Below are 24,779 nucleotides of genomic sequence, written 5' to 3' on the forward strand. Positions count from 1 at the left end.
CGTCAGGCGCGGATGAGCGTGCAGTACCAGCGCATGCCGATGGAGATGCCGGTCAGCGCGACGAGGTCGCCGGGCCGGATCACGCCCTGTTCGAGCTGCCGGCCGAAGACCGTCAACTGGTCGGCGGCGCCCATGTGGCCGTGCTCGGCGGCGATGGCCTGGTTGGTGCGCTCGAGCGGCAGGTCGAGCAGGGGCGCCAGGTCGCCGATGCCGTCGGGGTCGTTGATGTAGATGAAGTGGGCGACGTCCTCGCGGCGCACGCCGGCCTGCCGGCAGGCTCCGTCGATGACGCCGGTGGACCGCTCGACGGCCTGCTGGGCGAAGGCCCGCAGTCGCTTGGGGTCCTTCTGGAAGTGCGCCTGGACCCGCTCGTGCCCGGCGGGCGCCGTCATGGCGGACCATCCCTCGGGGGGCACCGGCGCGACCGCGCCGCCGTAGTCGGTGCGGAACCAGTCGCAGAGTTCGGCGTCCATGATCTGCTCGGTGGCCAGCCATTGGTTGTGGTCGTGGCCGCGCCGCAGGATCGCCGCCACGGCGCCGTCGCTGTGCACGGCGTTGTTGACCGTCATCCGGTTGCGGTGGTACTCGCTGACCCGGTTGACCGCGACGAACAGTACCGTCCGCAGCTCCGGCCGGACGGCCAGCAGGCCCGCGACGATGCCCAGGCCCGTCACGCCGGACGCGCAGCCCTCGGTGAGCAGCAGCGTCTGGACTCCGGGGATGTTCAGCTCACGGGCCAGGGCGGTGGAGGGGTCCCAGTTCAGGTAGCCGGGAACCTCCGAGGCCGCCAGCACCAGAAGGTCGATCCGGTCCGCGCCCGTCCCGGCGCGCTCCAGCGCGTTCCGCCCGGCCTCGGCGGCCAGGTCGACCGCGGTCACGCCGTCGGCGGCGCGGTGAAAGGTGTGATAGCCCCAGCTCAGAATGCGCTCAGGGTCGGAGACGTAGGACGAGGCCTCCTTCGCCACGTCCTGGTCCTCGCCGAAGGCGTAGCCGAACTCGCTGATTCCGAACTGAACGGGAGGTCGTACCATCGGGCGTTCCTCTCCAGCACAAGGTCGAATGTCTGGTCGATAGGGTCGGTGTTCGGGGTGAAGGGCTTTCGTGATCAGTCCAGGAGGGCGCCGGCCGCGGTGCGGCTGTCCGCCAGCACCGTCTTGGCCGCTCCCCCGCTCCCGCCGGTGAAGGTGTAGAGCCGGTCCGCGACAGGGCGCAGGGCCAGGCCCGCCGGCTCGCGGTAGCAGTCGAACGAGGCGACCGAGCGGAGGGCACGGACCGGGACGCCGAACGTCCGCTCCGCACGGTCCACCACCCGGTCGACCAGGTCGCGATCCCAGGTGACCTTGTCGGGGTCCACGTCCCACCGGTCCGACGGCAGTCCGAGCAGGAACGCGCCCGGCCGCATCCAGCGGCCGTAGAGGCCGGTCGTCTCGTCGACGAAGCAGCACAGGCCGGTCAACGGCGCGTGGCAGACGCTGTACTGGATCTGCTTGGTGCGCAGGCCGTCCGCCGGGAGTTCGCTGTCGCAGAGGAGCCGCGGCGTCCAGGCCCCGGCGGCCACGACGACCGCGTCGTACCGCAGCTCCGCGCCGCCGGCGGTCCGGACCGCCGCGTCCGCGGTGACCCGCGACACCCTGGTCCGGCGCAGAGTCGCACCGGCACGGGCGAGCTCTCCCAGCGCCCCGGCGCGCAACCGGTCCGGCGAGAGGTACCCCGCACGGCGCTCGACGACCGCGACGGCGCCCGCGGGCAGGTGCCGGAACGGGTGGTCGCGGGTCAGCGCGGCACCGTCCACCAGCGTCGCCGACCGCGGCAGCAGCTCGTCCAGGACCGCCATCGAGGCGGACGTGTCGACGCCGTCGGCCGGCAGGTACACCGACCCGGCCTCGCGATACCCGGACCACTCGCGCAGGGTGGCGCTGCCGCGCAGCTCCACCAGGCTCTCCGCGGCGGCCCGGGAGGCAGCCGGATCGACCTCGAACCCCCGGACCATCCCCCCGGAGGCGCGTGAGGCGTCTCCGCCGGACGGCGCCTCGCCCAGGAACAGGTCCACCCGGGGCCTGCGCGGCGACCGGCACAGCCTGAGCGCGAGCAGGGCGCCCGCGACCCCTCCGCCGATGATCGAGATGCGCACCGGGGCCTCACTCGGTCCCGGCCGCGGCGCGGGCCTCGACCACGCGCCGCAGGTCATCGGTGTAGTCGGCCGCCCGGCGCCGCAGCGTCGGCGACAGGTCGTCGCGGGCGAGCATGGCCTTGGCCAGCGCCAGCGTCTCCGGGGTCGCCGCGTACCGCGGGTAGAGCGAGCGCAGCAGCAGGTCCAGCACCATGTCCCCGCGCAGCCTCGCGGCGTCGGGCATCTCGGCGAAGAACCGCTCGACGTACGGCTCGGTCAGCTCGAGCTGTTCCGGCTGCCAGAAGCCCTCGGCCAGGGCGAAGAGCCGATAGCTGGAGAGCGAGGTGTCGGTCGTCATCGCCGTCCAGGCGGCCTCCTTGGCCGCCGGATCGGGTCGTGCCGCCCGGCATCGGATCGCGTACTGCTCGGTCAGCGCGCTCGGCGCCGCGGCGTGGGCGGCCTCGATCTCCTCCTCGGTCAGTTCGCCGAGGGCCGCCAGCCGTCCCCGGGCACGCCAGCCGAGGTCGGTGTCGAGCGTCAGGCCCTCCGGCAGCCCGCGGCCGGTCAGCCAGCCGCGGAGCAGGTCGGCGTCGAAGGTGAAGTCCACCAGCGCGCGCAACAGCGTGACCTGCAGCTCCTCTCCCGGCCGGAGTTCCGCGAGCCGGGCGCCGAGCGCGTCCGCGACCCGTTTCATCGCGCCGGGACGGGCCGCGGGATCGAGGAACCGGTCGGCGACGTCGCCCCGGGCCTGCTCCAGCACCTCGGCCTGGATCGACAGCTCGTCCTCGACCGCGACCATCCGGCGTACGAGCTCGAGGTGTCCGGCCGCCGGGTGGACCCCGTCCTGCACGCCCAGCAGCAGCGCGCACCAGACCATCGCCCGGTTGATCGGCGAGAGGGTCGGCAGCAGCTCTGGCAGCGCCTCGACGCTCGCCTGGTCGAACCGGATCTTGGCGTAGGTGAGGTCGCCGTCGTTCAGCAGCAGGAGCCGCGGCGCCGGCCCCGCAGGCCGGGAAGTTCGGTACGTTCGCCGCTGACCTGGGCCCGCACGGTCGTGGCTCCGGCGTCGCCGTAGAGGCCGACGTTCAGCGTGTGCGTCCGCAGCACCGGATGGGAGTCGGGGGCGGTCTGCCGGATCGCCGCGCTCTCGATGCGTCCGTCGCGCACCACGAGCTCGGGGGTCAGGGTGTTGACGTTGGCGGACCTCAGCCACTGCCGCGCCCAGTCGGTCAGGTCGATGCCCGCCGCCTCGCCGACGGCCGCCAGGAAGTCGGCGAACGTGGCGCTGCCGTACGCGTGCCGCGAGAAGTAGATCCGCAGCGCCGCGCGCAGGGCGTCGTCGCCGATGTGGGCCGCCAGCTGGCGCAGCACCGAATGGCCTTTGAAGTAGGAGATGCGGTCCAGTTCCAGCAGCACCGTCCGGACGTCGGGGCCGGTGAGCGCGACCGGGTGCGTCGACGGCCGCTGGTCCGGCACGTACGCCTGGCCCTTCCGGCGGGCCGCGAAGGTGGTGGGCGGGCCGGGGAAGCGCGTCGCCTCGCTGGTCAGCCGGTGCGCCATGTAGTCGGCGAACGTCTGCCCGAGCCACAGGTCGTCCCACCAGGCGCAGGTCACCAGGCCCGCCAGCCACATCAACGAGATCCCGTGGGCCAGCACCACCGCCCGGGTCTCACGCTCGCTCGCGGTCGCCGCCGAGCTGAACAGGTACTGCTCACGCAGCAGGACGCACCCGGGATGGTCCAGCGAGAGCACGCTGAACTCGGGGACGAAGACCTGGTCGAGCTTGCCGAACGGGTAGTCGATCCCGAACATCTCGGTGCAGGCGGCCAGGATCCGGCCGGTGATCTCGAAGACCTCGTCGACGTCGGCCTTGAGGGCCTCCGCCAGCGAGGCGCGGCAGTGGAACCCCAGCTCGACTCCCCCGTGCTCCGCACTGTGGAACGAGGTGTACGGGCCCGCCACGAGCGCCGTGAGATACGTCGCCAGCGACGTCGCCGACGCCACCTCCCAGCGGCCCGGGGCGACCTTGACCGCCGGCGCGTTCCCCAGCACCTGCCACTCGTCCGGCACCGTCACCGCGAACGTGTACGGAGCCTTCAGATCGGGCTGGTCGAAGCAGGCGAACACCTTCGGGGCGTTGTCGACGTACACGAAGGAGTACACGTACACTTGCCCGTCGGCGGGGTCCTCAAAGCGGTGCAGGCCCTCGCATTCCTTCGAGTAGGCCATGTCGGCGACGACCACCAGTTCGTTCTCGGTCGCCAGACCCGTCAGCGACAGCCGGCCGTCCGTCACGGCCGCGTCGAGCGGCCGCCCGTTCAGCGTCACCGACAGCAGCTCACTGGGCTCCAGGTCGAGAAACGTTCCCGCGCCCGGCTCCCTGGCGTCGAATTTCACCGTCGTCGTGGACCGAAAAGTGTCCGGCCCGGTGGTCAGATCAAGGTCGATCCGGTAGGAGCGAACGCGCAGAAGCGCGCCGCGCTCGGCGGCCTCGGTACGAGCAAGACTGGGCATCCAAATTCCCCTTCTCAGTGACGCATTGATCCTCACCCGCCATTCATAAAAACGTCAAGGCGCACCCGATCGGTCATACACCCGCAACAATTCACGCATTTGACAAGAGCGAGCCTGGGATCTCAAAATTCTCCGAATACGACCGCGTCGCCGTACACCCATAGAGAAAGCCCATGCGAGCTGGGCTCGCATGGGCTTAGAACGTTCCTGAGTCGATGCTCAGGCGGTGCGTTTGCTTTGGCGGTCCAGAGTTTTGGCGATTTCGAGCCACCGCTCCGCGTGAAGGCGGGCCAGGGCCGCGATCTCGTCGCGCCAGTGCGGCGGAACGGCGTCGACGATCGGCTTCCACCCGGAGGCGTCCACCGCGTGGGCGTCGAACCAGTGCAGGAATGTGCGCCCCGAGGCGTTGTACCTCAGGGCGGGGTCCTTGTTCATCTTCTGGCGTACGGACGGCCAGCCGGAGACGTCCGACGGAGGCCGCGGGGCCGGGACGGACGGCGCCTGGTGGGGCCGCTCGACCTGGGCCTCGTCCTGTCTGTTGCGCTGGCCGGCCGGGAGCGGGTCACGGCCCTGCCGAATGCGTTGCCGTACGTCCCTGGCGGTCGACAGGGAGATCCCCGCTTCGCGGGCGATCTGGCGGAGCGACAGGTCGGGACGGTCGTTGATGATGTCGCTGGCCCGTAGCCGGCCTTCCGCGCCGTCGAGTGGGCGCATCCGGCCGTCCCGGCCCATGCGTGCGTTCAACTGCGCCGCCGCATCAGTCGAACGGACGCGGATGGCGGCGACGGCTCTGGTGGACAGGCCGGCCACGGCGGCGATGGCCCGGTCGGACCAGTGCGGCTGCGACGCGAGGATGCGGGCCGCGGCCATCTCCCGATCGGCCGTCGACAGCGGCAGGCCGTGTTTGATGTTCTCGCGGACCGCCAAGAGGAAGGCCGCGTCGTCCGGACCCTCGAAGAAGCGGGCTTCAATCGTCTCCCGCCCTCGCATCAGGGCCGCCTTGAGGCGGTGCATTCCATCGATGACGCGCATGGTGCGCCGGTGGACCAGGATCGGCGGAAGAGGAGACTCCATCTCCGCGAGGATTCTGGCGTGTTCGAAGTTCTCTCCCAGGATGCGCGGGGAGTCCGCCGGCAGCAGTTGTTCAATCCGTATGGTCTCTATTGACCCGATGCCCGTTTGAAGAAATGAGATCTCATCGTGCTCTACCCCCGTGTCGCGGTTGACGGTATCTCCGTTAAAGGTTTCCCGCTCCGCCATTTTTTCCAGCACCTACACCATCCTCGGTGGAATCAATAAACTCATCGATCTGTAGCGATGGTGGGCATTCCGGGCATGCGCAAATGGCATCGATTTCAGCGGGGAGCCAGGCGCATAAGACCGATGTATAGCATGACCCAGAGTGACAATCAAGAGATTACAGAATGGGTCATTGCCACTACTCAGCGTCAATATAATCGATCACTTTTCGGTGGCCACAAACCGAAGTTTCGACGAGGCGATAGTTGTTGACGGTGTGCGCTATGCCGCTTACTTGAAAAAGATCGATTGTCCAGCGCAGGGGTGCGGGGCCGGAGCGGAGCGGTGGGGCCCGAAGGGGGCCGGGGCGTCCTGGGACGCCCCGGGCCGCCCCGCTAGCGCAGCCTGGCCACGGCCTTGACCACCTGGTCGACCTCGTGCGGCATGGTGGTGATGGACGGGCCGAGCCGCAGATGCGATTGCCCGTAGGGCGTGGAGGTCGCGACGACCCTGGACTCCGCCCGAAGCCGCTCGGCGGCCGTGGCGGGGTCCACACCGTCGACGAGACAGCAGACGATCCCGGCCGACAGGGCCGGGTCCCGCGGCGTGACGAGCTGCACCCCCGGCAGCCTGCTCAGGCCGGCCTTGAGCCTGGTGGCCTGCTCCACCGTCCTCCGGTGGATCCGCGACTGGCCGATCGCGTTGTGGAAGTCGAACGCCGACGGAACCGCCCAGCGATGCTCGAAGGAGTGGAATCCGCCCGGGGTGTTGTACACACCGGGTGGGCCCTCCGGCTGGTGGTTGTCGACCCAGGCGTAGTAGCCCGCTCGCGTGAAGCTGGAGATCGTCGGCCGGACCAGCGCCATGTTGTCCCCGCGACCCCACAGGAATCCGGTGCCGCGCGGCCCGAACATCCATTTGTGGATGCTGCTGGCGAAGAAGTCGCAGCCCAGATCGCCGACCTTGTCGGCCTCGATGCCGAACCCGTGCACGCCGTCCAGGCAGAACAGCACCCGGTCGGCCTCGTCGCGGCGAGCGTTGATGGGCGCCAGTGCGGCGGCGATCTCCTTGGCGGGCAGCTTCACCCCGTAGTTGGACTGGACCCAGGTCAGCGCGAGCACCCGCGTCTTGGGAGTGATGGCCCGGACGATGTTGCCGACGATCTCGTCGACGGAGGCGCGCGCCGGATCGTCGTAGAGCCGGATGATCCGCACGGGCGTGCCGTCCCGCTCGTTCCGCAGCCGCAGGGCCATGTGCGTGACGTAGAACTCGTGCTCGCTGGTCAGAACCTCCTGACCGGGCCGCAGCTTGAGCCCGGTGTACAGCAGGGCGGTCCCCATGGCGGTGCTGTCGGTCAGCGCGATCTCCCCCGGCTGGACGCCGGCGAAGTCGGCGATCGCCTTCCGGACCGGCACGCTGTGGTCCTCGTCGCCGAAGCCCTCCCCCAGCTTGATGGGGTCCGCGTCGAGCTGGTCGCGCAGCTGGTCGATCGCCGCCCGGACCGGGGCCGGGTGGGATGCGAGCACGAAGGTCGAGAAATGCAGCAGCCCTTCCTTCAACGCGAACTGGTCGCGTACGGACTGCCAGTCGTGCGGATCGAAGCGGCCCGCCGTGCTCGCCGCCGCCCGAGTCGGCGAGCCGGCGGCCATCAGCAGACCCGAGCCGAGGGCGGTGCCCAAACCACCGGCCATGACCGCTCGGCGTCTCAATCCGGGCTGGGTCCCGGACTCGCGCTCCGAGTCATGCGTCCTTTTCACCTGAACTCCTCCCGTGGTGGCGATTCTCATCTTTGAATCGCCCCGAAATCCACGAAGAAGATAGGAAGGTTTCGCACTCCCAGACGCGGACATTTTTGCGCATGGGCGTAAGTTCCGCATATGGCCACGAGCCGATTGCCATGACGTCGGGCCACTATTGATCATGATTGCACCGGTGACCGGCCGGAAACTCCCAAGGCGGCCAGAGTTCAGGCGGCGTTCGCTTTCATCGCCGCCCGGATCGAGACGCCGGCTTGGCGGTAGGCCGAAGGCGTCGTCCCGTAGCGCCGGCGGAACATCCGCTGGAAGTGACTCAGGTCCCGGTACCCCACGGCATGGCAGACGTCGCTCACGCTGTCGGCCGTGGTCAGCAACCGCAGCCCGGCCTCGGCCAGCCGGAGGGTCGTGAGGTACTCGATGAACCGGACGCCGGTCCGGGCCTTGAACATCCGTGAGAAGTGAAACCGGCTCACGCCGGCGATCTCCGCGACGGCGTCCAGGCAGAGCCCGCTGTCGGCGAAGTTGGCGCGGATGAATGCCAGGGCCCGGCCGAACCGGTCGTGTGCCGCGGGTGCGACGAGCGTGGCGCCGTCACTGGGCATGCTGTCACCTCGTTCGGTATCGGATCGCTGGAGCGGTGTGCCGGTGCTGGAGCGGTGTGCCGGTCAGCCGAGGTCGGCCCAGCCGGGCAGCGGGCCGCGCAGGTGCTCGTAGGCGTGGCCGACGCGCAGCACGGTCTCGTCGTCGTAGCGGCGGCCGACGAGCATGAGCCCGACCGGCAGGCCGCCGGAGAAGCCGCAGGGAACGCTGAGCGCCGGGTTGCCCGTGGCATCGAACGGCGCGGTGTTGTGCATGTTCCCGAGCGCGCGGCCGACGATCTGCGCGATCGAACCGTCGGTGTGACGTTCGGTGGCCTTCATGCCCACGGTGGGCATGAGCAGGACGTCGTAGTTATCGAGGGCGGCGGAGTACTCCCGTCCGAGCTGCCGTGCCACGTTCTGCGCCTTGGCGTAGTAGTGGTGGCCGCAGCGTTCCGCCACGTACGTCCCGAACAGCACGGTGAAGACAAGGGTCGGGGAGAATCCCCCCGCCTGCGCGGGCCTGGCCTGGCGGTAGAAGTCGACGAGGTCCAGGTCGAAGTGGCCGTTCCAGTTGGTCCCGGTGGCCTCGCCGCGTGCCATGAGCTCGGTCGCGCCCTGAAAGACGATCGCGCTCCAGATGGCCAGGCCGTCGCGGTGCAGCGGGACGGAGACCTCCTCGACCTCCGCGCCGCCTCGGGCGAGGGTCTCCGCGGCCTCCAGCACGGCTGCGTCCACGTCCGGCTCGGAGACGTCCGGGATCTCGAACCCCTCTCGCAGCACCCCCACCCGCAGACCGCGCAGGTCCTCGTCCAGGAACTGGGAGTAGGAGGCGATGCTCAGGTCCAATTGCTGCCGCGGGTCCAGACCGTCGGCGCCCGCGATGGCCTCCAGGAGCGCCGCGCAGTCGGCCACTGAGGCGGCCATCGGCCCGACGTGATCGAGGGTCCGTTCGAGCGGGAAGGCACCGGTGTAGGGGACCAGTCCGTACGTCGGCTTGAGTCCGACGCATCCGCTCCAGGCCGCGGGCAGCCGGATCGAGCCGCCCTGGTCGCCCCCCACGGCCAGATCCGCCTGGCCGGTGACGATGACGACCGCGTTGCCGCTGGATGACGCGCCCGGCAGGCGCTTCGCGTCGTACGGGTTGGTCGGCTGCGGCTCGGGGCAGGTGAGGCCGCCGGCGTCCGCGCAGAACGCCGGGACCGCGGTCTTGCCGACGATCTCGGCACCGGCGTCCAGCAGCCGCCTGATCACGGTGGCGTCCTCTCGGGGGGCGAACCCCTGCATCGCGGGCGAGCCGTTCAGCATGGGCACCCCGGCGACGCTGATGTTGTCCTTGACGGCGACCCTCTTGCCGGCCAACGGCCCCTCAGTGGTCTCCTGGATCGAGCAACGCCACACCCAGCCGTGACAGGGATTGTCGGCGGAGTCGGGCCGGTAGCCGGGATCGCGCTCCAGGTGTCCCTGCGGCAGCGCGGGCGGCGGGGTGAGCTCGTCCAGGCGGTCGTAGGTAGCCAGGCTCTGCCCGATCAGCATGGTGTACTCGGCGAGTTGCTCGGCGTCGACGTCCAGGCCGAGATCGGCGGCGATGCGGCTCAGCTCGGACTCGGTGAGGGGCTTGTTGACCATGGCGACTCGGCTCTCAGAGGTAGGCGGTGGTGGTCTGAGGCGCGGTTTCGCCACGCCCCGGAAGGAGCGCACGGCGCCGCGCCGGCGGCCGGCCGGGCTTCGGGACCCGTGGTCGGGGAGCCGTTCCGGGAGTCGGATGGCTCCCCGACCGATACGGTCCGTTCACTCGGCCGTGCCGCGTCAGCCCGGTTCGGACACGGCGTCGGCCGTGGACGGAGTCACCGGCGCGGCGGCCGCGCGGGTGACGGCCCGGTGCCGGACCAGAGCCAGCACCAGGGTGCCGAGCGACGCGGCGACGATGCCGGCGCCGAAGATCTGGAACGTGTCGACCGCGCCCAGGTGACGCACGGTGAATCCGGCGGCGATGGCGGGCAGCGAGATCGCCGCGTAGGCGACGATGTAGAAGGCGGCCATGACCTGGGCCCGCCGGTCGGGCGGCGCCGCGGCGCCGACGGTGCGCAGCGCACCGAACATCCCGAAGCCGACGCCCACTCCGATGATCACGCTGGCGACGATGAACATCGCCGCGGTGTTGCTGGACAGCGACCACGCCATGAGCCCGATGCCGGCGGTCAGCGCGACCGTCCCCCACGCGATCTGGACGGCGGGCGCCATCTTCTGGGTGAGCAACGGCGGAATCGCCGACGTGCCGCCCAGGGCGAGGATCGCCCAGCCTGCCGCGAGGTTGCTGTGCGTGTGCAGCAGCGCCGGGGCGAGCGTGCCGACCAGGCCCAGGTAGATGCCGATGATCGACCAGGTGCAGGTGATCCCGAGCCCGGCGAGGATGAACGGGGCGACGATCCCGCGCGGCACGCCCGGCGCGGCGATCCGGAACCCGGTCCGCGACTGCCCGGGAACGGTCTCGGGCACCAGCGACATGCTCACCAGGAGCAGGGCGACGAGTACGGCGAGCACGACGAACGGGGCGACCAGCGGGCCGGGCGCGTACTGCACCAGCACCGCGCCGAGCAGCCCGCCGACGCCGACGCCCAGGGCGCTGGCCACGACGTTGTAGAGGCTGGCCTTGGCCGGGTTGCCGCCCTGGTAGAGCTCGAGCAGGGCCGCGCCGGCCGCGCTGATCGCGATGCCGGTCGCCAGCCCCTGGATGGCGCGGGCCACGAACAGCCAGGCCACGTCGGAGGCGCTCATGAACACCACCATCGAGACGAGCAGGCCGATCAGGCCCATCGCGATGACGGGGCGGCGTCCCCAGGAGTCGGAGACCCGGCCGAACGTCAGGAGCGTGGTGAGGACGCCGAAGCAGTAGGTCGCGTAGATCAGGGTGACGGTGGAGGCCTCCAGGTGCCACTTGACCGCGTACAGCTTGTACAGCGGTGACGGCATGGCCGATGCTGCGAGGCACACCCCGATGACCCCGGCGGTCAGCGCGAACGCCAGCCCCGGGGGCAACAGTCGCCTCGCGGGCGGAGTAGCGGAACTCATCTTGTTCACGACCACCAGGCTCCGGGATCGTCTACAACCTGACGAGTGGCAAGACTGCCTATCTTCGTCAAAATCCTGCCGCTACGATGCTGCCATGGGAGCCAACACCGGGATCGTGGCCCTGGCCGTGACGTCCGACATGCCGATGTTCGAGCTGTCCATCGCCTGCGAGATCTTCGGCACCGACCGCAGCGAGCTCGCCGATCCGTGGTACGAGCTGCGGCTGTGCGCCGCCGAGCCGGGGCCGACGCGGGCGCAGAACGGCTTCGTGCTGCACACACCGCACGGCCTGGAGGCGCTGGCCACCGCCGGCACCGTGGTGGTCCCCGCCCTCTCGGCCGGCAGCGTGCTGTCCGGCGAGACGCCCGACCCGCGGCTGCTGTCGGCGCTGACGGACGCGCACGCGCGTGGAGCGCGGATCGTGTCGCTGTGCACCGGAGCGTTCGTGCTGGCCGCGGCCGGGCTTCTGGACGGGCGGCACGCCACCACCCACTGGATGTACACCGACATCCTCAGCGCGCGGCATCCGCGGGTGCGGGTCGATCCCGGCGTGCTGTACGTGGATGAGGGCGACGTGCTGACCAGCGCGGGCCGCACCGCCGGTATCGACCTGTGCCTGCATCTCATCCGCACCGACCTCGGCGCCGACGTCGCCAACCAGGTCGCGCGGCGGCTGGTCGTGCCCGCGCACCGGCCCGGCGGGCAGGCGCAGTACATCGAGACACCGGTGCCGCCCGCCGGCGGCGACGGGCTGGCACCCCTCCTCCAATGGGCGGTCCAGCACATGGACCAGCAGCTCACCGTGGCGCAGATGGCCGACCAGGCCGGGCTGAGCCCGCGCACCCTGGTCCGCCGGTTCCACGAGGCGACGGGCACCACTCCCCTGCGCTGGCTGCACGCCCAGCGGCTCGCGCGGGTCCGGCATCTGCTGGAGTCGACCGACCTGTCGATCGAGCGCATCAGCCAGCTGTGCGGCATGGGGTCGGCGGGGAATCTCCGGCACCATTTCACCCGTTCGGCCGGCGTGACCCCGGCGGAATACCGGCGGGCCTTTCACTGCCAGACCGCTACGGACGCCCCCGGAAAGGTTCACGCCCTTACCTGACCGCGACGAGACGCCGAATGAAAAGCGCATTTCAATAAGTCGCCGCGGCGTGTCGCCGCGCCGACTCGACACCATTGATTTTAATGGCCGAAAACGGCGTTCCATCTTATTGACTCGGCGGACTCCTTTCCTAGAATGAGCTCATGTCTTCAATTGACGGGCTGGAGTTTCTCCGGTCGATCGCCGACGGGCGGACCCCGCAGGCGCCGATCTCCGTGACGCTCGGGTTCACGTTGGTCGGGGCCGAGCCGGGAAGCGTGGTGTTCGAGGCGGAGACCGGCGAACACGTCTACAACCCGATGGGCACCGTGCACGGCGGCTATTTCGCCACCCTGCTCGACTCAGCCCTCGGATGCGCGGTGATGAGCCGCCTCCCGGCGGGCAGGGCGTACGCCACCGCGCAACTCAACGTCAACCTGCTGCGCCCGGCCACCGAGGCGACCGGCAAGCTGCGCGTCACCGGCACCGCCATCCACGTCGGCTGGACCATCGGCACGGCCGAGGCGCAGGTGGTCGGCGTCCGCGACGGCAAGCTCTACGCGCACGGCACCACGACCTGCGCGATCTTCCCGCTGCCCGCTTCCTGACCCGTCCGCGCCGTTCGGTCCGCGCGCCGGGCTCATGAGTAGTGGACCAATTCGATCAGCAGTCCGGCGGGCCTGCGCGCGTACATGAAGGCGACCCGCATCCCCTGCCGGGCCCCGGCGCACGGCCGGCCGTCGACCGCGACGTACCCGTGAGCGCGCAGCCGGGCGAGCTCGCCCTCCAGGTCGTCCACCCCGAACGCCACGTGGTAGACGCCGGGCCCGTGTTTCTTGAGCCGTTCGGCGATCGCCGAGTCCGGGCGCACCGGGGACACCGTCTCGATGAAGGGCTGCCCGACCCCGTCGGCGTAGCGCCAGAACTCGCAGGCCACGCCGTAGTCGTCGGCGACGCCCTCGTCACACGTCACCAGTCCCAGGGCCTGAAGGAACGGCGCGGCCCCGGCGGCGTCGTCGGTGGCCAGACCGATGTGGTCGATGCCGAGTATCACAGGGGCTCCGATCGAGTGAACCGCACGTAGCAGTAGTCATCGAAGATCTTGCTGAGGCTTCGGCCGGGCGCACCGAGGGCGGCGGCCAGGCCCGTCTCGTCCAGGCCGGTGCCGGCGAGCAGTTCGCGGGCCCACGAGCGGCCGAGCCGCTGGTGGGCCACGAACTCCGCCGGGCCCCGTCCCCCGTACAGTCGCTGGGCGATGGCCTCGTCCCACGGCATCAGGCCGCGCGGCCGCAGCATGTGCAGCGCCTTTGCCGCCGCGGTCGGCCCGAGCCGGCGCGGCCGGTCCGGTCGCCCGACCGGGAGCGCGGCCAGCTCGGCGAAGCAGCCGGCCAGGTGATCGAGGTCGGCGTCGGTCAGGTCGGCGATCGATCTGCCGGCCGCGGGCAGGGCGTGCCCGGCCGCTCCGGGCCCAGGCGCCCACGCCCGCGTCGAACAGGTCCGGTGCCCCGGCCCGCGGGTAGGGGAGCCGGCAGCCCCACGCGTTCAGCTCCTTGAGGAGCCTGCGCCGGTCGCCCGGCAGCGTCGGGTCGAAGGTGGGTCTCGCCGCTTCGGCGGCTCCGCCGCCGAAGATCGCCAGCGCCTTCCGGAGCCGGTCCGGGTCCGGCGTCGCACGGTCGTCGAGGGTCGCGGTCACGAGCCCAGCTCCGCGACGGGCTCCGGTCGCTGTTCCGGCTGCGCGACCCGCCAGCGCCGGCCCAGGCGAAGGTAGAGCAGGGAGGCTCCGGTCACGACCACCGGCCACACCAGGTAGACGCCGGACATGAGCAGCAGCCCGATCACCGCGACGAGAGCGGCCATCGCCGTGGCGCGTCCCAGGCTGCGCCGGGGCAGCAGCTTGATGGCGGCGGCGACCCCGACCGCGTACACCGTCACGAACGAGCCCGTGGTGAGCAGCACCAGCGGCCGGGTGCCCACGCCGGTCGCGACCACGGCCGCCAGCGCGGCGAACGACAGCGCCGAGTTGGCGGCCAGGCTGCGCCGCGGCACCTCGCCCGCCATGCTGCCCTGACCCAGCACGGCGGGCAGCGCGCCGTCCCGGCCCAGGGCGGCTCCCAGTTTGGCGGCGCCAGCGTAGTAGGCGTTCATCGCACCGAGGGTCAGCAGGATCGCGGCGCCCGCCGCCAGCCAGCGCGCGTTGCCGCCCAGCCCGCGGGCCATCAGCTCGCCCAGCGGTGCGTCGGTGTGGGCCGCGGCGGTGCCCAGGACCGCGATGGTGGCGAACGCGACGAGCAGGTACAGCGTGCCCACGATCGCCACCGCCGCGCCGGTCGCCCTCGGCAGGTCGCGGTGCGGACGGCGGAACTCGGCGGCCAGGTGGGTGATCGCCTCCCATCCCGCGAAGCTCCACACGAGCAGCGCCGCCGCCGAGCCGATGGCGGTCCACCCGTGCGGGGCGAACGGCTTCAGGTTGCCGGTGCGGGCGTGCGGCAGCGACAGCGCGACCGACACCAGCAACAGCGTGACCAGAAGCCCGGCCAGCGCGAACTGCAGCCTGCTGCTCACCTGCAGGCCCAGGGCGTTGGCCAGCGTGACCACGGCCATCAGCGCGAACGCCGTGACCGCCGTGGTCGTCGTCCCGCCGCCCAGTGCGGCCGAGACATAGGCGCCTCCGAACAGGGCGGCCGCGGCGGCCCCCGGAGGCACCGCGAAGTAGAAGCACCAGCCCACCACCGCGGCCGCCCGCTCCCCGAAGGCGAGGCGGGCGTAGGTGGACACGCCGCCCGCGTCGGGGTACCGGGCGCCGAGCGTCGCGAAGGTGGCGGCGAGCGGGATCGACAGCACGACAAGCAGCAACCAGGCCAGCAGTGAGGCCGGTCCGGCCGCGTCGGCGGCCAGCGCGGGCAGCGCGATGACACCGGTGCCCAGCACCGCACCGACGTACATCGCCGTGCCCTGGCCGAAGGTCAGCCGACCGGTCTTGGTCACGTCACTCATGTCGATCAGGATCCGGGCATACGGCCGGTCCCGGCCATCGGCAGAAACGCCATTCTGCGCTAAATTCCTGCCATGGACCGCCACGTGATCGGACTCGCCGTCACCGACGGCACCCCCGTGTTCGAGCTGGCCGTGCCGTGTGAGGTGTTCGGCACCGACCGCAGCGACCTGGTCGATCCGTGGTACGAGTTGCGCATCTGCGCCGCGCAGCCCGGCCCGCTCTACACCACCGCCGGGCTGAAGATCGACACGCCGTACGGCCTGGAGTCCCTGGTCGACGCCGACACCGTCGTGGTGGCCGCCGTCGCGCGGCCGCTCCAGCTCGATCCCCCGCCTGAGCTGCTGGACGCCGTGCGCGCCGCGCACAAGGACGGCAAACGGGTGATGTCGATCTGCTCGGGGGCCTACGTGCTGGCCGCCGCCGGGCTGCTGCACGGCCGCCGCGCCACCACGCACTGGCTGAACGGCGGCGACTTCGCGCACCGCTTCCCCGAGGTCGACTTCGACCCCGTGCCGTTGTACATCGAGGACGACGGCATCATCACCTCCGCCGGCACCGGCTCTGCCATCGACGCCTGCCTGCACCTCGTCCGCGAGGACCACGGCGCCGCGGTCGCCAACGAGGTCGCCCGCCGCATGGTGGTGCCGCCGCACCGTGAGGGCGGCCAAGCACAGTACACCCAGCCGGTCGCCCACCCCACCGGCAACGGCGACTCCCTGTCCCACGTGTTGGACTGGGCGCGAGACCGCCTCGACGAGCCCCTGACCGTGCCCCGGCTCGCCAAGGTGGCGCACCTGAGCGAGCGCACCTTCGCCCGCCGCTTCCGCGAGACGCTGGGCATCACCCCGCTGCAGTGGCTGCTCCAGCAGCGCGTACGGCTCGCGCAGGAACTCCTGGAGACCACCGACGACTCGATCGAGGACATCGCGCGCCGTGCCGGTTTCGGCACGGCCGCGACGTTCCGCTACCACTTCGGCCGGGTCACCAGCGTCTCCCCGCAGACCTACCGGCGCGTCTTCCGCTACCGCGCCGCGTCGCGGCCGGGAGACCTCCCCGCCTGACCCTCCACGACCACACCGCGTTCCGGCCGGTCACCGGCCGGCCCAGGCGGCCATCGCCGCCGACCAGGCCATCGCCTCCAGGTCTGCCCCCGCAGCCACCCCGGCCGCTCCAGCGCCCCAAACGCGTGTGATCGCGGTGTGATCGCGACATTAACCCGCATTGCAATGCTTAGCCGGACAGCGGCCCCTCCGGCCTTTCAGCCCGCCCGACGACCACTGAAAACCTCATCCACTCGCAGGGCGGCGAGCCGGTGGCCCGACCTCGTTCGGAAGGACTGAGACTCCATGGCATTGCCTTCGCTCCGCGGCGGTACGACGCTTGCGCGTGCCGTCACGGTCTGCGGCATCGCCGCGGCCGCGACCGGCCTCCTGGCCACCAGTGCCTCCGCGGACACCATCTGCGCCTTCTTCACCTCGTCCCAACCTGACTGGTACGCCTCGAACAACACCACCTGGGGATCTTGGGTCCTGAGTCAGGGGCCCACCTACAACAGCATTTACATCAAGTTCCAGTCCGACGGAAACCTGGTGGTGTACCGGCAACGTGACAACGCCGTGATGTGGGCGTCGGGCACCTGGGGCCGCAATGTCACCGACCTGGACTGGTCGGTCGGCGCCGGCGGAATCCTGCTCAAGCGCGCCGACGGGTCGGTGGTCTGCCAGATCGGCGGGGGCGCCTCCACCGGCCGTGCCCAGGTCCAGGAGGACGGCAACTTCGTCTTCTACAACGACATCGACGAGGCCACCTGGTCGATCTGGGGGACGCCCTACACCACCAACTACTGCGGCATCAGCCACTAGTAAAGACAGACGTGCGCTAGGAAGAAAGGCGAGCCATGTTGACTCGAACAAAGGCGGCTGCAGCCCTCTGCGGTACGGCCCTTGGCATGACCGCGCTGGTCGGCGCGGCAGCACCAGCCGCATACGCGACCTCGTCCGGAAGTAGCTGTGTTGGAAACCTGGTGGAGTCCGACCAGCTCAAGGCGCCGTCAGGGAATGTGCTCGGATTCCTGAGCATCTACTGGGACGGTGCCACCGGCGAGAACTGCGCCACGGTCACCTCCAGCTCCATTGACTGGGGCGTCAGCAAACCCATGTACGCCTGGATCAGTGCCTGCAAGACCGACACTCCGAACACCACATGCTACGGAGCCCCTCCTGGCGTGCGGGAGGACCCGCCCGGTGGCTTCGGAACCGCCAACTACAGCTACCAGGCCGGGCCCGTTTCGGTACCCGCGGTCGGCCATTGCATCATGGCCGGCGGGCAGATCGCCTACAACGGGGAGACCGCGGAGTACATCACGCCCACCAGCCATTGTTAGCACGACTCAATCGCGGGCTTTCAGCCGCGAATCAGAATTCAGCCGTGAGAAGGGGGAAGCTGAATGAAGCACAAACTCCAGGCGGCGGCCGTGGCGGTCCTCGCCGCTTCGGCAGCAGTCGCGGCACCATCAGCCGCGAAGGCCGACATCATCATCACTCAAGGCTGCCGTGGCTGGTACACCACCGGGCATGCGGGAGTGCTTCTGAACCCATGTGTGGAGGCCGACGCCAACGACCTCGGGCAGGGCTGGTACCTGAAGCCGTATGCGTACGTGACCTCACCTTCGACGGACGTGCGCGTCTACATCGAGACGGGAACGTCCGCCAACCGGACCTCACCGATCACCTGGGAATCCGCGACCATCCAGTCAGCGGTGTTCGGGCCCAAGGTATACAACCAGAAATGGGAGGCCGACGAGCAGATCTCCGACTACTTCCAGGGCTGCAATTGGACCCGGGTCTGGGCGATCGACGGCACCGTCACCATCGCTTGGGACGTCGAGAGCCCGCCTGCCTGCTACGGCGTCTGACCAAGTACCCATAAGCATCACCACCACCCGCGGCACATCCAACCGGAACGGAACCGCAATGCGCTCTCTCCTCCGACTCCAACTCGCCGCTACCGTCATCGCCACGGCCGCCGGCGGCCTCGCCGTCGTGACCACGTCGGCGGCCAACGCCGAAACCGGCTGCAAGTCCGGGTCGGTCGTCTCCGGCCCGGCACACGGCTGGTACCTGCAGATCTGCAAGACCCCCTACAACGGGACCACCGACACGTTCTCCTGGACCGCCCGGAACACCGACTCCGGCGCCGCGGTCGCGACCATCTCCTACGCGGTCCAGTGCACAGGTGGCACCTCCGGCCACGCAGCCGTCGCCCCGCCCGGCCCGGAGAGCTGGGGCAACTGGTACTCGTCCGCATGCGCCTTCCACGCCGAGCTGAACGTGGGCGGCGCGCCCGGCCCCGGCGGAGCCCCCATCATCCTCAACCTGTCCGCCGACTAAGGGGAAACTCATGCGCGCCATCATTCCTTCGAAGACCGCAATGAAAACAGCACTCGTCGCCACAGTCGGAGCGGCCACTCTGATGGCTTCTGCCGGGGTGGCCCAAGCCACGACGTATTACGGTCCCGCTAAGGCATGCCGTGGCTACACCAGCCCTGGCACCTACCCGGAGTCCATCCAGCTCAATCCCTGTTTCGACTCCACCGAAGAAAACGGCCGCTGGTTCTTCACCGCGGTGGCGGTCAACTCTCCGTTCACCGCGATCGAGGTCCATTCCCAGGTCGGCTGGAAAAAGCGCAACGCCGATGGCAGCATACCTCCCGGCGAACCCTACTGGGGTGGCAGAGATGTCAAATGGGGCGACATTCAGGGCGTCTACGGCCCATGGTACGACGTCAACGAGAACGATGGGATAGGCGTCGATGCGGGCTACTGCTATTACAACAGGCTCTGGTTCATTGACGGCAGCACGACCTACGGTCCCGCCGAGTCTCCCGGCAATTGCTTCTAGCGGGAGAGCATTCTCCGTAACGCGGTCGATGGCGGCACGTGCCACTTCCCGCACAACCATGACTCCCCCGCGAAGCGCCCGATAACGTTCAGGTTAACAACGATATATCGGCGCGGTCGATTTCTATCATCTCAGGAGATGATTTCTGCTCCCGCCGGACGCCTGGTTTACTCCTTGCGGCCGGCGGGCTCCGATTCCCCATGTTGATACCGGTGAATTGGACGGCAAGCCGGATGTCCGATGCGCGAATGGGCCGCTCGATCTGGTGAGGCAGAGATGACGCTGATGACCCGACGCTCCATTATTCTCGCCGGTACCACCACCATGGGGGCGCTGCTGTGCCGCCCGGCGATCGCCGACGTCGGGGCGCCCGAGAGGACGCCGGAGACGGATGAGATCTCCGTTGGATCCGGCCAGACCTATGTGGTCCGTCGGACGACGCGAGCCAGGCTCGTGACCATCGCCAAGGGCGGCACGATCACCGCCCCTGAGGGATACAGCCTGACGATGACCGTCGACGGAGTGGAAACCGGTGGCGTGCTCACCGAGACCGCCGGCAGCGATACGAAGATCGCCCCCGGGACCTACCGGGGGAACATCGTGCTCACCGTGGCGAAGGCCAATCCCGTCACTTGGAACGGGGTGTCGAAGACGTTCGTCTTCCCATTCCGCCAGGCGCTGTTCGTGGACGACACGGGCCTGGTGGCGTCCACCTCCGTCCTGGCCGCCGCAGTCGGCGGGCGGGTCGCCGCACACGACGCAAGCGGCGTGTCGATCGTCTCGGCCGGGGAGGTCTTCGACGGCGTCTACGTGACGGACGGCACCTACACCCTGCGAAACTCCCGGATCGCGCTGGACGGCAACGGCCGCTGCGACTTCGTCGGCTACGGTGCGGCGATCGTGGGCACCGGCACCACGACGAGGCTGGTCGTGGACCACGCCCAGGTGTCGAACCGGGGCGCGGTACGCAGCGGTGTGATCGCCGACGGCGGCGCGAACGTAGTGGTCAAGAACTCCCGCATTCACACCCGCGACCGGAGGAGGCGGGCAGATCGCCGGGCTGAACATGGTGCTGACCTTCGACCGCGCGAAGGTCGAGGGCGTCATCTCGGCGACCCGGACCAAGCACCACGTCGACACGATCAGCTCGGCGAACTACGAGCAGCTCGGTGAGGTCGTCAACACGGTGAGCCCGGTCGTCAACAACGGCGTGATCGTCCAGCTGAACAGTGGTTCGACGTGGACGGTGACCGGCACGTCGTACCTGAGCAAGCTGGTCGTGGCGCAGGGCGCCACGGTCGTCGCGCCGAACGGCCACACGGTGTCGATGACGGTCGACGGCAACGCGACCGCCATCACCCCGGGTCACACCTACACCGGCGTCATCGCCATCAAGGTCGCCTGACCGACCTGAACACTCGCTGGTCGCGTAGCCGATCCGGAACTTTCGAGCCCACACCCTCTTTGGGGATCTCAAAGCGGCCGGAGAGATGCCCGAGTTCAAGTCCGAGGGGGTACGGCGGCCTGCGACCGAGAAGGCCCGTCAGGCCGGCGCGAGCGGCTGTTGCGGCTCTTGCGGCTGTTCCGGCTCTTGCTGTTGCGGCTGTTCCGACTCTTGCTGTTGCGGCTGTTTCGGCTGCTCGCCCAGCACGGCGCGCCGGCCGAGATCCTTCTCGATCTCCGCGTTGGCCTCGGCGCCGAAGAGGATGATGTAGGTCGACAGGTACAGCCAGCTCGCCAGCGCCGCCGCCCCGGCGAGCGTGCCGTACGTCGCGCTGTCCCCGCTCTTCCCGCTGTCGTACACGCCCAGCGCGATCGACATGGCGAGCCACGCCGTCATCGCGATGCCCGCGCCCCAGCGCACCGCGTGCCAGTCCGCCTTCTTCCGGTCGGGCCCGTACCGGTACAGCAGGATCAGGCCGACCATCGTCAGCACCGCGAGCATCATGAAGCGGATGCCGAGGCCGAGGACGCGGTCGACGCTGTGCAGCCGGGCGTGCGGCACCGCGGCGACGATGGCGAACGCCGCCAGCACGGTGACCAGCGCGCCGACCGCGAGCCCGAGCGCGATGAGCTTCTTGCGGAGGAAGCCGCGCGTCTCCTGTTCATCGATGACGACGTGCAGGCCGCTGATCAGCGCCTCGAACCCGCGCGAGCAGGTCCACAGCACGCCGGCCAGAGCGCCGATCAGTCTGAGGGTGAGTCCCTGGCCGCTCATGGCGGCCGCGTCGTGCGCCTGGCCCGCCAGCATCCTGCCGAGTAGCGGCGGCAGCACGTCGGTCAGCGGCGCGAGCTGCTCGTCGATCTGCGTGGGGGTGATCACCAGCGAGCACACCGCGATCACGCCGACGGTCAGCGGAACGATCGACAGGGTGATCCAGAAGGTGACACCGGCCGCGATGAGCGGCAGGTTGTCCTCCTTCGCCTCGCCGCGCACTCGGCGGAGCAGGATGACCCAGTCGCGCGCGGCGTAGCCCTCAGGACCGGCGATGGCCCGGCGCATGGCCTGGGCGTTCAGGATCCTCCTGAGGAGCAGTGCAATCCGGATATGTCGCTGATCTTCAGACACGGGGAAGACGATACGGGTGCGGACGGTCACCGCGCACGCACAACGCGAAGTCTGCTCCGCGTCGAGATCCGCCTGATACCCCAGGCTTGACGTCGTCTGGCCGATCAACCACGGAGCGCCGGATAAGTACGTGCTCGCGGCGCGCTGCCCGGCAGACGCAGCCGAGCCCTGTGTCACTGCGGCAGTACAAGTCGTACGTTTCGGTTGATCAACGACGAGGACTCTCGATAGCGTTCGTGCTCGCCAGCCGGCCTGCGGTGAGCAGGAGAATCTGCCGGCAGTGGCACATCATTTGAGGACGTGAGCCCACGATGGGTTTGTTCAGCAAGCTGTTCGGCAAGGAGAAGGCCCGGGTCAGGACGCGCGCCAAGAAGGCGGCGCAGTCCCACCCGAAGGCCGCGAAGGCCGCCTCGAAGGTGAAGGAGAAGGCCGAGCACGCTCGCGAGCACGCCTCGCACGCGAAGGCCGCCGTGGTCACGGCCGCCCACCAGCAGGCGCTGACGCTCCACATGCTGACCCACATCCCGAGCCATCATCCACGTGAGGACGACCCGCACTACCACCTGTTCGAGCAGGCCAAGGAGCGCCTGAAGCGTCAGGGCCTCTGGAAGTGCGTCATCGACGACGAGCTCTGTGAAGGGCAGCCGGAGCTGCACCACACACACGTCGAGTTCTCCCAGATCAACCAGGTGGACCCGAAGGCGATCGAGAAGCACCTCGGCCTCCACTTCGAAACCGATGAGGACTTCCAGGAGTGGGTGGAGTCCCCCGGCAACCTCGAGGTGCTCTGCGCCAACCACCACCGCGCCCACTACGGCATCCACGTGATTCCAGGGCCGCTCTGGGAAGCGGTGCGCTACCACAAGAAGGGCACCAAGGCGGCGGCGGAGTTCATCTCCAACGACGACGCCAAGGCACTGGCGGACAAGTCGAAGGACTAGTGCCGCGTTCCTTAAAGCAGGGAAGGCGGCCGCTGCAATACCTACACGGCTGCTCTCCCGTGCAGGTCATGGACCCTGTCCCCCACCAGCGGGGAACCCTGGCCTCGCATCCACCCGCTCGCGCGGGCGGGTGGATGCAGCCACGGTCTCGCGCCGCCACTCACCTCGGAGTCGTTTCCGGTTGCCCCGTGCCCTCGAACAGCGTCCGGATATCGTCGGTGAATCCCGCCGTGTCGGTCAGGTCGAAGGCCACCCGTTGGAGCAGGAACCCGTGCAGCAGGCCCATCACCAGCCGCGCGCCGCGCTCCGGGTCCGCGGCGGGCGGAACGGCGCCTGCCGCCTGGCCACGGCGTAGCGCATCGGCAATGCTGCGGCGTACGGACTCGAAGCCGTCGACGGCGCGAGCGTACACGGCGTCGTTCCGCAGCAGCTCCGACCACGTCTGCACGGCGCAGCGCAGCAGTTCCTCGACCGGCACCGTACGTCCTGCGGCATCGGTGACGGTCTCGGCACTCAGTGCCTCAAGTGATGCCGCCACCAGGTCGGCGACGGAGACATCGTCGGCGACGGCGGCCAGCCGCTCGACCGGCTCGAATATCAGCCGGAACGCGTCTCCGGCGATGGCAAGGATGATCTCCTCCTTGCTCGCGAAGTAGCGGTAGGGCGCCCCGGCCGAAACGCCGGCCTCGGCGGCGATGTCGGGCATCGAGGTCTGATGGAAACCGTCGCGTGAGAAGCAGCGACGCGCCGCCGCCACGATCTCCGCGCGCTTGGCCTCGCGGCGCTCCGGCGTGATGCGCGGCATGGCCGACCTTCCTTCAACGTAAATGACCATTCACCTTGACGTCCAGATCCTACACGCCTAGCGTAAAGTGAAAGATCATTCACGGAAGGGTCCACGATGAGTGCGGAACTGCGTATCGCCTCCTACGCCTACGAACACACCGAGGCGCTGTTCGACGGCCGCGTCACGATCGACGGGGTGGACGCCACCCTCGAGTCGGCGCCGCTGGTCTCGGACATCTTCCGCGGCATGCTCGAGGGCCGCTACGACGTGGCGGAGTTCGGCCTGACCTACTTCCTGCGCTCCTTCGACCTCGAAGACGCGCCGTTCATGGCGCTGCCGATCTTCCCGAACCGCAACTTCCGGCACTCGGCCATCTTCGTGAACACGACAGCGGGGATCGAGAAGCCGCAGGACCTCGAGGGCAGGACGATCGGCGAGTTCGCGCTGTTCGGTCATGACCCAGGGGTGTGGATCAAGGGCATCTTCTCCGACGAGTACGGCGTGACCCTCGATCAGTGCCGCTGGGTCATCGGGGGCACCGACCACCCCATCCCCGCGTTCGACTGGGTCCCGCAGCCGGTGCCGGACGGGGTGGACGTACGGCACGCGGCCGACGGCGAGACCCTGGGCGCGATGCTCGAGTCCGGCGAGATCGACGCGCTCATCTCGGTCGACGTCCCCCAGTCCCTGCTGAACGGCTCGACGAAGATCGCCCGGCTCTTCCCCGACTACGAGAACGTGGAGCGCGACTACTACCGGCGTACCGGGATCTTCCCTCCCATGCACGTCGTCGCGGTCCGTAGGGAACTGGCCGAGCAGACCGACGTTCTGACGTCGGTCTACCGCGCCTTCTGCGAGGCCAAGGAACTCACCCAGCAGAGGTACCGCCGAGACGCCCTGAAGCAGCACATGGGCGTCATCACCCCCTGGTTCAGCAAGCACTTCGACGAGAACAGGGCGCTGCTCGGCGAGGACTGGTGGCCCTACGGCCTCGGCGCGAACCGCAAGGCCGTCGACACGTTCCTGCGCTACCACCACGAACAAGGCCTCTCGAAGTACCTGCTGACCAGCGAGGACATCGTCGTCCCCGCGTTCCTCGACACGTGAGCGGCACGAACGCCAGGTTCGGCGGAAGGTGACCGACACGGCCCAGCCGGGTATGCGCGGCCCGGCCACCCCTCCCGCCTCCGTCGGCCTGAGGTGCCGTCCGGTCCGAGCGTGTTCGCTGTACGT

Annotated in this window: 26 protein-coding genes; 12 read left to right on the forward strand and 14 right to left on the reverse strand. The window is 69.5% G+C overall.

Annotated elements, in window-relative coordinates:
* Positions 1-2 precede the first annotated feature (2 nt).
* The 9 genes from ACYVF7_RS38070 to ACYVF7_RS38110 form a co-directional block, all read right to left on the reverse strand.
* The gene (locus tag ACYVF7_RS38070) at positions 3-1,031 is read right to left on the reverse strand and encodes a 3-oxoacyl-ACP synthase III family protein (protein WP_460350273.1); all 1,029 of its coding nucleotides are present in this window, start codon (positions 1,029-1,031) and stop codon (positions 3-5) included.
* A 74-nt stretch (positions 1,032-1,105) separates the two neighbouring features.
* Positions 1,106-2,131 (reverse strand): FAD-dependent oxidoreductase, encoded by a 1,026-nt coding sequence (locus ACYVF7_RS38075; RefSeq protein WP_460350276.1) that lies wholly within the window; start codon positions 2,129-2,131, stop codon positions 1,106-1,108.
* Between the two features lie 7 nt (positions 2,132-2,138).
* On the reverse strand, positions 2,139-3,095 hold the full coding sequence (locus ACYVF7_RS38080) for an ERAP1-like C-terminal domain-containing protein (protein WP_460358346.1): 957 nt from the start codon (positions 3,093-3,095) through the stop codon (positions 2,139-2,141).
* Positions 3,086-4,624 carry a M1 family metallopeptidase gene (locus ACYVF7_RS38085; RefSeq protein WP_460350279.1) on the reverse strand — a complete coding sequence of 513 codons (1,539 nt, stop codon included), beginning with the start codon at positions 4,622-4,624 and terminating at the stop codon, positions 3,086-3,088. Before ACYVF7_RS38085 ends, ACYVF7_RS38080 begins: the two co-directional genes overlap by 10 nt.
* Positions 4,625-4,843: 219 nt before the next feature.
* On the reverse strand, positions 4,844-5,698 hold the full coding sequence (locus ACYVF7_RS38090) for a ParB/RepB/Spo0J family partition protein (protein WP_460350281.1): 855 nt from the start codon (positions 5,696-5,698) through the stop codon (positions 4,844-4,846).
* A 560-nt stretch (positions 5,699-6,258) separates the two neighbouring features.
* On the reverse strand, positions 6,259-7,620 hold the full coding sequence (locus tag ACYVF7_RS38095) for an aminotransferase class V-fold PLP-dependent enzyme (protein ID WP_460350282.1): 1,362 nt from the start codon (positions 7,618-7,620) through the stop codon (positions 6,259-6,261).
* 209 nt (positions 7,621-7,829) lie between these two features.
* Entirely contained in the window at positions 7,830-8,222 is a 393-nt protein-coding gene (locus ACYVF7_RS38100; RefSeq protein WP_460350284.1) for a helix-turn-helix domain-containing protein, read from the reverse strand.
* A 63-nt stretch (positions 8,223-8,285) separates the two neighbouring features.
* Positions 8,286-9,827: an amidase gene (locus ACYVF7_RS38105; protein WP_460350286.1), complete on the reverse strand. Its 1,542-nt coding sequence runs from the start codon at positions 9,825-9,827 to the stop codon at positions 8,286-8,288.
* Positions 9,828-10,007: 180 nt separating this feature from the next.
* A complete protein-coding gene (locus ACYVF7_RS38110; protein ID WP_460358349.1) occupies positions 10,008-11,270 on the reverse strand; it encodes an MFS transporter in 1,263 nt (420 codons plus the stop codon).
* Between the two features lie 94 nt (positions 11,271-11,364).
* Here ACYVF7_RS38110 and ACYVF7_RS38115 point away from each other — a divergent pair, with 94 nt between their 5' ends.
* Both ACYVF7_RS38115 and ACYVF7_RS38120 read left to right on the forward strand, forming a co-directional pair.
* The gene (locus ACYVF7_RS38115) at positions 11,365-12,375 is read left to right on the forward strand and encodes a helix-turn-helix domain-containing protein (protein WP_460350289.1); all 1,011 of its coding nucleotides are present in this window, start codon (positions 11,365-11,367) and stop codon (positions 12,373-12,375) included.
* Positions 12,376-12,518: 143 nt separating this feature from the next.
* The gene (locus tag ACYVF7_RS38120; protein WP_460350290.1) at positions 12,519-12,962 is read left to right on the forward strand and encodes a PaaI family thioesterase; all 444 of its coding nucleotides are present in this window, start codon (positions 12,519-12,521) and stop codon (positions 12,960-12,962) included.
* Positions 12,963-12,994: 32 nt separating this feature from the next.
* Here the strand turns inward: ACYVF7_RS38120 and ACYVF7_RS38125 are convergent, their stop codons facing one another.
* From ACYVF7_RS38125 to ACYVF7_RS38135, 3 genes are all read right to left on the reverse strand, one after another.
* A complete protein-coding gene (locus tag ACYVF7_RS38125; protein ID WP_460350292.1) occupies positions 12,995-13,408 on the reverse strand; it encodes a VOC family protein in 414 nt (137 codons plus the stop codon).
* Positions 13,405-13,650, reverse strand: a complete 246-nt coding sequence (locus ACYVF7_RS38130; RefSeq protein WP_460350294.1) for a hypothetical protein — start codon at positions 13,648-13,650, stop codon at positions 13,405-13,407. Before ACYVF7_RS38130 ends, ACYVF7_RS38125 begins: the two co-directional genes overlap by 4 nt.
* A 393-nt stretch (positions 13,651-14,043) precedes the next feature.
* Complete coding sequence (locus tag ACYVF7_RS38135; RefSeq protein WP_460350296.1) at positions 14,044-15,348, reverse strand: APC family permease; 1,305 nt, start codon at positions 15,346-15,348, stop codon at positions 14,044-14,046.
* A gap of 72 nt (positions 15,349-15,420) precedes the next feature.
* Between ACYVF7_RS38135 and ACYVF7_RS38140 the strand changes: the two genes are divergently transcribed.
* The 8 genes from ACYVF7_RS38140 to ACYVF7_RS38175 all read left to right on the forward strand — a co-directional run bounded on the left by ACYVF7_RS38140 (position 15,421) and on the right by ACYVF7_RS38175 (position 20,654).
* Positions 15,421-16,410, forward strand: coding sequence for a GlxA family transcriptional regulator (locus tag ACYVF7_RS38140; protein ID WP_460350298.1), 990 nt, complete (start codon positions 15,421-15,423; stop codon positions 16,408-16,410).
* A 285-nt stretch (positions 16,411-16,695) separates the two neighbouring features.
* Positions 16,696-17,211: a hypothetical protein gene (locus tag ACYVF7_RS38145; RefSeq protein ID WP_460350300.1), complete on the forward strand. Its 516-nt coding sequence runs from the start codon at positions 16,696-16,698 to the stop codon at positions 17,209-17,211.
* An 86-nt stretch (positions 17,212-17,297) separates the two neighbouring features.
* A complete protein-coding gene (locus ACYVF7_RS38150) occupies positions 17,298-17,732 on the forward strand; it encodes a hypothetical protein (RefSeq protein ID WP_460350302.1) in 435 nt (144 codons plus the stop codon).
* A 63-nt stretch (positions 17,733-17,795) separates the two neighbouring features.
* Entirely contained in the window at positions 17,796-18,263 is a 468-nt protein-coding gene (locus ACYVF7_RS38155) for a hypothetical protein (RefSeq protein ID WP_460350304.1), read from the forward strand.
* Positions 18,264-18,321: 58 nt separating this feature from the next.
* Entirely contained in the window at positions 18,322-18,738 is a 417-nt protein-coding gene (locus ACYVF7_RS38160; RefSeq protein WP_460350306.1) for a hypothetical protein, read from the forward strand.
* A gap of 10 nt (positions 18,739-18,748) precedes the next feature.
* Entirely contained in the window at positions 18,749-19,249 is a 501-nt protein-coding gene (locus ACYVF7_RS38165; RefSeq protein WP_460350308.1) for a hypothetical protein, read from the forward strand.
* Between the two features lie 276 nt (positions 19,250-19,525).
* A complete protein-coding gene (locus tag ACYVF7_RS38170) occupies positions 19,526-20,422 on the forward strand; it encodes a hypothetical protein (RefSeq protein WP_460350310.1) in 897 nt (298 codons plus the stop codon).
* 13 nt (positions 20,423-20,435) lie between these two features.
* The gene (locus ACYVF7_RS38175) at positions 20,436-20,654 is read left to right on the forward strand and encodes a hypothetical protein (protein WP_460350312.1); all 219 of its coding nucleotides are present in this window, start codon (positions 20,436-20,438) and stop codon (positions 20,652-20,654) included.
* Between the two features lie 138 nt (positions 20,655-20,792).
* Here the strand turns inward: ACYVF7_RS38175 and ACYVF7_RS38180 are convergent, their stop codons facing one another.
* Positions 20,793-21,926, reverse strand: coding sequence for a YihY/virulence factor BrkB family protein (locus ACYVF7_RS38180; protein WP_460350314.1), 1,134 nt, complete (start codon positions 21,924-21,926; stop codon positions 20,793-20,795).
* A 203-nt stretch (positions 21,927-22,129) separates the two neighbouring features.
* Here ACYVF7_RS38180 and ACYVF7_RS38185 point away from each other — a divergent pair, with 203 nt between their 5' ends.
* Positions 22,130-22,759, forward strand: coding sequence for a hypothetical protein (locus ACYVF7_RS38185; RefSeq protein WP_460350316.1), 630 nt, complete (start codon positions 22,130-22,132; stop codon positions 22,757-22,759).
* A gap of 160 nt (positions 22,760-22,919) precedes the next feature.
* Here ACYVF7_RS38185 and ACYVF7_RS38190 read toward each other — a convergent pair whose 3' ends face one another.
* Positions 22,920-23,564: a TetR/AcrR family transcriptional regulator gene (locus tag ACYVF7_RS38190; RefSeq protein WP_460350318.1), complete on the reverse strand. Its 645-nt coding sequence runs from the start codon at positions 23,562-23,564 to the stop codon at positions 22,920-22,922.
* A 96-nt stretch (positions 23,565-23,660) separates the two neighbouring features.
* Here ACYVF7_RS38190 and ACYVF7_RS38195 point away from each other — a divergent pair, with 96 nt between their 5' ends.
* On the forward strand, positions 23,661-24,653 hold the full coding sequence (locus ACYVF7_RS38195) for a substrate-binding domain-containing protein (protein WP_460350320.1): 993 nt from the start codon (positions 23,661-23,663) through the stop codon (positions 24,651-24,653).
* The last annotated feature ends 126 nt before the right edge of the window (positions 24,654-24,779 follow it).

It is taken from the genome of Actinoallomurus acanthiterrae (assembly GCF_054775715.1).